Below are 3630 nucleotides of genomic sequence, written 5' to 3'. Positions count from 1 at the left end.
CGAGATACCGTTCCACGATGATCTTGATCGTCTCCGCACACTCTGCGCTCCAGACGGGACCACCAACGCTTCCACCCTCGCCGACACCAACGAGCCCCTCCGAATACACCCGGACGATAACGTAGCTCTGCTGGTGCACGGTAGTGATCGACATCTGGATCGGCCGCTTGGTCGGCACATCCACGATCACTGCTTCAATCGCGTCAATCTTCACGGGTTTGCCCCCGCCTGCGCACGCGCGGGCTCGATAACGAAGTTGATGTTCATCAGGCGGACACCCTCTTCCACAATATCGGGAGTAATCAGACTAGACTGGACGCCGTTGCAACAGTCGTCCGTGATCCAATCTCCACCTTCGAAGTAGTACTGCGTGGTCAACGTTTCATATCCCGGCGCCTTCACCTTGAAATGTACATGAGCGGGACGCCACGAGTGACCACCCATGGTTTCGAGCAATGCGCCCGTGGGACCCTGATCCGGGATCTGATACGGCACCGGCATCGTTGTGCGCACGCGGAAGCTGCCATCGGTGCCCACCCTGAGCTTCCCTCGATAAAAATCAGTCGGGATGTCGTCATGGAAACCGCTGTACTTCCCATCGGGCGTCGAATGCCAGACATCAATCGTCACGTCCTCGACAACGCTCCCGTCGACCGCTTTGACCGTTCCCTGGATAAGCAAAGGCTTGTGGTCGTCCGTGTCGTAAGTCTTGAGCCGGTCATCGACCAGAGGGGCGTCGTCGCGATAGTAGGGTCCCTCGATAGCAGGCGTTGAACCTTCGCTAATACGAGCCTTCGTCGCAGCCACGGTGCTATTGAAAAAAACATCGCAAAGAAGAGCGGTTTCACGCTGTTCGGCTACTTGCATGAGGTAATGAACCGCAGTTCGGTATTCCGCCTCAGTAACCTCCTTCTGGTCGAGCACCCGCTGTACCGCCGCGACGATCGCATCGACAACATCCTTGACTCTTTTGTTCACTTTGCCTCCGTCATGAAAACATGAACACGTGGGCGACAATTGCCCCGCACAGTCATAATAGAGACGGCAATCCCATACCGTCCAATACCTTTTCTCCGCCTAGACCATACGGTTTCGGTATGTCTTTCCCTAGTTGCGAGACCGCAGGTGCTTGCTCACAATCGCCTTGTAACAGGCAGCGCAACGGGACGGAACATGGAAATAAGACAGTTGAAATACTTCGTCGCGGTCGCGGAGGCGGGAGGTTTCGGAACAGCGGCACAGAGGATGCACATATCGCAGCCACCGCTTACTCGTCAGATCCAGGCCTTGGAACGCGATATTGGGGCAAAGCTTTTCGAGCGGACGGCACGGGGCGTCGAACTCACCGCCGCCGGAAAGGTGTTTCTTGATGACGCGCGTCAGTTGCTCGCGCTTGTGCAGCGGTCTTCGCGGCGATCGCAAGCTGCCGCTAGAGGCGAATCGGGTGAGCTGAAGCTCGTCTACTTTGGGACTCCTGTCTTTGAGACGGTTCCGGCGTTCGTCAGAACGTTCCTCGCAACGTATCCCGACGCCACCGTCGCCGTGTCTCACATGACCAAGGAAGCTCAGCTCGAGTCTCTTCTTTCAGGGGTGGTGGACATCGGATTCGGGCGCTTCTATCCGGTGACCGAAGGCGTGTCGAGTTGGAACATTGGGACGGAGACGCTTCACGTCGCCGCTGCCGATCCGTGGGACACACGCGTTTCCCGTGCCCGTGCAGTTGTAGACCTACTCGATGTGCCCCTCATTCTTTATCCACGCGGCGACCGACCAAGTTTCGCCGACAAGGTAGTTTCCATATTTAGAACGGAAGGAGTGGAGCCAAAAATCGCAGCCGAGGTCGAAGATGTCACTACAGCCCTTGCACTGACTGCCGCCGGAATAGGCGCTACATTGGTGCCAGCTTCCGTCGCACATGTTCGATGGCCAGGCGTGACATTCCTTGAGCTTGAGCCACAGAAGCTCTCAGTTCCGGTCAGCTGCGTGTTCCGCACAGACCGTAGGGGCCCCATAGTTGACTCAGCGTTACAGGTCGTTGCCTCCCTTACTAAAGGGATGAGCAGACGCTAAGGTCACCCGACCAATTAATAGGCGCTATACGCTAGACGCCGTGTGCGGACCAAGCTTCACGATCCATTCTTTCTTCGTCTAGCACCGAACGCCTTCTTCACAACGCAAGCGTGCTCCCCGCAGCGATTGCAATGGGGAGCAGCAGAAACCGGTGCTGTCACCACGCCTTCTCGACTACGTCTCAATATTTCGTGTTCGGGTCTCCGGAAGGAAGATCAGACCAACGACGAAAGACGCTGCTGCTATAACCACCGGATACCAGACGCCGGCGTAAATGTTCCCTGTAGCAGCCACGAGAGCGAACGCGGTCGTTGGGAGAAATCCGCCGAACCATCCGTTTCCAATGTGATACGGAAGTGACATCGCGGTATATCGAATGCGGGTCGGGAACAGCTCGACCAATGTCGCCGCAATTGGTCCGTACACCATCGCGACGAAAAGCACCAGACCAGTGAGCATCAGCATTACCATCAGGTAATTGGGTCGGCACAACCTGGATAGCCGACCGCGTTGATTTGCTTGGCGAGCGCGGCATAGAATTCTTTGACTTTTGCCTTGCGTTCAGCCGAACTTAGCGTGGCACCTTCAAAGCTTTCGATGACCCGATCACCCACGTGGACCGCCGCTACAGTCCCAGCGGGTGCATCCACATTTCTGTAGTTGACCGAAGCCTTCGCGAGGAACGATTTAGCAATGTCACAGGAGTTCACAAATTCCGACGTTCCTACGGGGTTGAACTGGAATGAGCAAGTTCTTGGATCGGCCACGACGGTTACCGGCGCCCGTGCCTGGGCTGCAGCCAGAGCAGGATTCGCGTACTTTGTGAGCCCGTGAAAGAGCGGAAAAAAGTGGAGAGCAGCCAGCAAGAACCCCGCAAGCATGATCGGCTTGCGTCCGATGTGATCTGAGAGAGAGCCGAAGAATACGATCATAGGCGTCCCGATGACGAGCGCGCCGGCCACAAGCAGATTTGCTGTCACCGCCTCGACCTTCAGCGTTTGGGTCAGGAAAAATAGTGCATAGAACTGACCCGCATACCAAATGACAGACTGTCCAGCTACCAGACCGAACAGCGCAACCAGTACAAGCCGCACATGTTTCCATTGCCCGAATGCTTCCTTGATCGGCGCCTTCGAAGTCGCATTCTCCGCTTTCATCTTAATAAATACCGGAGATTCGTGGAGGCTCAATCTAATCCAGACGGACATCGTGACCAGCACGATGGAGAAAATGAATGGAACGCGCCATCCCCAGTCGGCAAACTTCGCCTCACCAACCGAGAGTCGTACTCCGAGCACCACCAGAAGGGAGAGGAAGAAGCCGAGCGTGGCGGTGGTCTGAATCCAGGATGTAAACGCACCACGCTTTGCCGGTGGCGAATGTTCAGCCACATAAGTAGCTGCACCACCGTATTCGCCACCAAGGGCCAAGCCCTGGACGAGCCGTAGAATGACAAGCACGGCGGGGGCTGTGATACCTATCGAGGCGTACGCCGGCAGCACCCCAACGAGCGAGGTCGAGGCACCCATCAGTAGGATCGTGACGAGAAACGTGTATTTC

Annotated in this window: 2 protein-coding genes and 2 pseudogenes; 1 reads left to right on the top strand and 3 read right to left on the bottom strand. The window is 56.4% G+C overall.

Features of this window, described 5'->3' with window-relative positions; genetic code table 11:
- Together LDO41_RS34080 and LDO41_RS34075 are read right to left on the bottom strand one after the other, a co-directional pair.
- Positions 1 to 214 (bottom strand): annotated as a pseudogene (locus tag LDO41_RS34080) (chloromuconate cycloisomerase); the annotation flags it as partial.
- Positions 211 to 978 carry a chlorocatechol 1,2-dioxygenase gene (locus tag LDO41_RS34075; RefSeq protein ID WP_011178386.1) on the bottom strand — a complete coding sequence of 256 codons (768 nt, stop codon included), beginning with the start codon at positions 976 to 978 and terminating at the stop codon, positions 211 to 213. The gene LDO41_RS34075 and the pseudogene LDO41_RS34080, both read right to left, overlap by 4 nt.
- Positions 979 to 1173: 195 nt before the next feature.
- Here LDO41_RS34075 and LDO41_RS34070 point away from each other — a divergent pair, with 195 nt between their 5' ends.
- Positions 1174 to 2070 carry a LysR substrate-binding domain-containing protein gene (locus LDO41_RS34070; RefSeq protein ID WP_135707778.1) on the top strand — a complete coding sequence of 299 codons (897 nt, stop codon included), beginning with the start codon at positions 1174 to 1176 and terminating at the stop codon, positions 2068 to 2070.
- 174 nt (positions 2071 to 2244) lie between these two features.
- Here LDO41_RS34070 and LDO41_RS34065 read toward each other — a convergent pair.
- Positions 2245 to 3630, bottom strand: a pseudogene (locus LDO41_RS34065) (MFS transporter); the annotation flags it as partial.

Origin of the sequence: Cupriavidus pampae (genome assembly GCF_914271485.1) — a bacterium.
Lineage (GTDB): Bacteria > Pseudomonadota > Gammaproteobacteria > Burkholderiales > Burkholderiaceae > Cupriavidus > Cupriavidus pampae.
This window is presented reverse-complemented; position numbering and strand designations above follow the sequence as displayed.